Annotated in this window: 2 protein-coding genes and 1 pseudogene; all 3 read left to right on the top strand. The window is 68.6% G+C overall.

Annotated elements, in window-relative coordinates; all coding sequences use genetic code 11:
• On the top strand, positions 1–355 hold a 355-nt coding region (locus tag UK82_RS30430), incomplete at its 5' end, for a transposase (RefSeq protein WP_173667381.1).
• A gap of 133 nt (positions 356–488) precedes the next feature.
• Entirely contained in the window at positions 489–1,394 is a 906-nt protein-coding gene (locus UK82_RS30425) for an ATP/GTP-binding protein (RefSeq protein WP_236706628.1), read from the top strand.
• 2,344 nt (positions 1,395–3,738) lie between these two features.
• Positions 3,739–3,953: pseudogene (locus UK82_RS34285) on the top strand (hypothetical protein); the annotation flags it as partial.

The raw sequence follows: 3,953 nt of genomic DNA, 5'->3' as shown, positions 1-3,953 counted from the left end.
GCTGACCATCGACTACCCCCACGCCGAGCGGGTGGTGCTGGTCATGGACAACCTCAATACCCACGGCATCGCCTCGCTCTACGAGGCCTTCGACCCCGCCGTCGCGTTCGCTCTCGCCGGGCGCCTCGAGATCCACCACACCCCCAAACACGGCTCCTGGCTCAACATCGCCGAGATCGAACTGGCCGCACTGACCCGCCAATGCCTCGACCGCCGCATCGACGACCTCGACGTGCTCAACACCGAACTCGCCGCCTGGCAGACAGCCGTCAACGCCGACCAGCGCCAAGTCCACTGGCACTTCACCACCGCCGACGCCCGCACCAAACTCCGCCACCTATACCCCAAACATTAGTGGCGACGGTCTACTAGTCCGGGCCGGAGGCGTCCTCGCCGTCCTGGCGGCGGTGTGTCTTGGTGGGATCGCGCCCGCGATCGCGGCGTCGTCGGCAACGACAGGCCCGGACGATCAAGGGTTTTACGGGGCGGTGAACTGCGATCAGAACCCGCATCCGGGCTGCGAGCTGTTCGCGGGCGGAAGAACGTCCCCGGCGGCTCCTGCCGCTCCGCGGCGCTCGGCGCCGGGCGCCTCGGGCGGCGGCCAGAGCAGAAGTGCCGCGCCGGGCGACCGGAATCTCACGCCGCCGGAGACGGCGAAGTGCGCCTACGTCCGTAGTGACTACCAGCCTCCCGCGAGCGTGCAGCCGGTCGGTTACCGGCGGCCGGCGCGCGGGGGCTTGGTCGTGCGGGCGGCGGTGGCACAGGCTGGGCTGTCGGTGGAGGTGGTGGCCTCCCAGGCGGGGCAGGGCTCGGGAGCGTGGTACCTCTACCAGTGCACCACCGACGGTGTCCGTGATGCGCTGTACCGGCCCCCGGTCTGGCTGGCCGACCCGCCGGCTCCGGGGCCAGCGGTGGATCCGCAGGCGCTGGCAGCGCAGGCCCGGGATCATTTGGGGCTTGCGGGTCCGGCGATCTCGATGAGCCCGGTCCGCGACCAGCTGGTGCAGCTGCCGACGTGGCTGTGGCTGGATGCGGCCGGGTGGAACCCGGTCGCTGCGACAGCGGCGGCGGGTGGGGTGGCGGTGACCGCGGTCGCCAAGCCTGTGGGGGTGGTCTGGTCGTTGGGGGACGGCGGGACAGTCACCTGCACGGGGTCGGGCACGCCGTTCCCGGCCGGAACCGATCCGAACAGTGCGTCGCCGGACTGCGGCTACACCTACCGGCATCGGTCGCTGGACGAGCCGGGCGGGACGTTCACGGTCACCGCGACGGTGCGCTGGGATGTGACGTGGACGGGCGCGGGCCAGACCGGCGCGTTCCCCGGGCTGACGACGACGTCGACGGTGCAGGTCCGGGTGATCGACGTTCCCGCGCTCACGACGGGCGGGGGCTGAGCACAGGCCGCGCCCAGGCGCAGCCGCCGATGTTTGACGGATAATTCCGCGCTCAGGGTCGAGCGCTTTCGGCGGCGCGCCTGCAAGCCGCGCATTCCGTCGGGCTGGCGAAGCTGACTGGACGAGTGGTGTCGCGCGCATCCGCTGTATTCGCCACGTACGTCCCGCCGCCGGCAATACATAGGTCAAGCACTCCGGGAGGACCTGCCCCACCAGCGGTGTCGTAGACGGGTCCGAGGTCGGAACCCCTGGGGGCTGGTCCGGGCAGAGCAGAGTTGCCCGGCGGGCCACAGGGCTGTGGTAGCGCTAGCTGGCCTGCCGGTGAGGCGTAGGCTGAGCCGCACGCCCTTTCCGGGCTCCCGTGGACCCCGATCCCCGCTGGCGCTGTAGGGATCGGAGCGGAATGGCGAGTCCGTGTAAAGGAATTGCCGTTACCTGGCGAACCACCTGTGCGCCGGCCGCCGGCGCCCGTAGAGGCCGCTGGCACTGCCAGCGGCCTCCACAGCGAGAGGCCAGCCGGGCCGTGACCAGCAGGCTTGCCCAGTAGGGCAGGCCGTTCGCTGTCCCCCCACCCACGACAGGCAGCCGCACACAACAAGATCCGAAACCTCACGGCATACCCCCTTCCCGACCGTGGGCCCGTCCGCTAGCCATCCCGGTCTCCCATTTGAGAAGCGACCCCACCAGGGCACATAGGCCCAGGTCACCGGCCCGCTGGCACCGCCCAAGAACAGCCCGACTGACTCCCTCGGGAGTTTTGGAAAATAGTCGGGACCGGAGGAGGCGGGCCCCGCGGCGAGCCTGGCCGAACGGCTGTCAGCTCACGTTTATGTCCCTGGGTGGATTGACTACCACCCCCTCATGTCGAGTTCGATTCTATTTTCCCTTTACCTTCTTCCCTTTCTTTAAGTTGTCCCGCAATACGCCGGCACGCGCCCCACCACTTTCCCTTCTCCTTTCACTGTCACCGTCTTTCCGGAAATTGGCGGCTGACCTGCGGAAACGCGTCCCCAAGGATCACCGAAAAAGGGCTGGAATTTGACGTCAGAAGGTATTGATTTCCGTGGGCGCGGGAGGGATTATTAGATATCGGCGCGTTGCGCCCAGCACGCGGCGCTAAATCCCCCCTCTCGCATGGAGTCCTTCATGTCGCACGCCTTCATGTCCCCTGCGTTTTCGCGGGACATTCCTTCGACCGTTGCCGGTGAAGCCGTCACAGTGGAAGACATGGCGCGGGTAACCGAAGCGGACCGCCGCGCGCTCTCCGAGCACGCGCACCGGTACTGCTGGAAGATCGACGCGTCCCGGTCCCGCAAGCGCGCCGACGGCTCGGCAACGATCGCCCGGGACGGGCGCGGGACCTACGGCAGCGACGACGTGTCCGACGACGTCGCCCAGGACGCGATACTGATCTTCGCCCGTCGACTCGGCGTGATCATTCGTACCTGCGTGGTGGCCTCGGTCGACGTGGCCACCCGCGAACCAGACCGGTGGCAGTACCAGCCCAAGGACGGAGAGATGTTCCTCGCGGACCGTGCCCTGATCCGCAAGTGGGCTGTGCAGGCCGCTGCCCAGCGCAACGGCTACCGGCCCCCGAAGCCCTCTTCCGAGACCACCACACCCGAAGCAGCCGAGCAGCGTGCCCGGTATCTGGCCTCCGTCACGTTCCTCGCGGGCATGTCAGAAACGATCTTCGCTGCGGCATGGGGCGACGGACACGAGTTCCCGACTCTCGGGAAGATCATGGATGTGGCCAACCGCGCCGATGACCTCGGCCGTGCCGGCCCTTTCTCGACCGTGGCGCAGCAGATGTACGGCGGCAAGTACGGATCCGGCAGGGCCGTGCGCAGGGTCCGGGACGCTGCCCGCGTGGAAGNACGCGAACTGTTCGAACGCTGCGATGCCATCCGCGATGACCTCGCCCATCGTGACCGACCGGTGGCGCTTACCTCCGAGGACTGAGACCGCGTCTCACGCCCCATGGAGCCTCCGAGCGCCACGCTCGGAGGCTCCGCCATGTTGGCCCCGACGGTCCCGCACCCGACCGTGCTGGGCTCGGTCTTCTTGTCCGCGCGGCCTGAGCCGGTCCCGCTGGCGGTGCCAGCGTGGTGGTCCCGCGGGCTGCCGCCCACCCACCTACCTTCTTGCCTGATCGCCCGCTCTACTTCCTGCCTGCCCGCGTGTCAGAGTGTGGTATCGGCCTACCGACTGCGCCGGTCGCGCCCTACCTGCCAAGCTGGTCCGAGGCGGTGGATGTCTAGTATTCACTGACTAGGGCGGTAGGGAGTGGATGTTCGTGTCTGTAGGGCTGACAGCCGGGCCGGGNCTGGTTGATGATGGCAGGGTGGCTGGCGGAGGTGGCCGGGAAGGTGGGCCGGACCCGGAGGTACCGGCGAGGGCGCGGCGCCGGTCGTTCACCGCGGCGTACAAGTCGCGGATTCTGGCAGAGTACGAGGCGGCGACATCGCCGGGCGCGAAAGGTGTGATCCTGCGCCGGGAGCGGCTGTACTCGGCGCACATCGTGGAATGGCGCAAGGCGCGGGATGCGGGGGCGTTGGC

The sequence above is a fragment of the Frankia sp. ACN1ag genome, assembly GCF_001414035.1.
GTDB lineage: Bacteria > Actinomycetota > Actinomycetes > Frankiales > Frankiaceae > Frankia > Frankia torreyi.
Note: the sequence above shows the minus strand (reverse complement) of the source record. Positions and strands in the feature narration are given on the sequence as shown.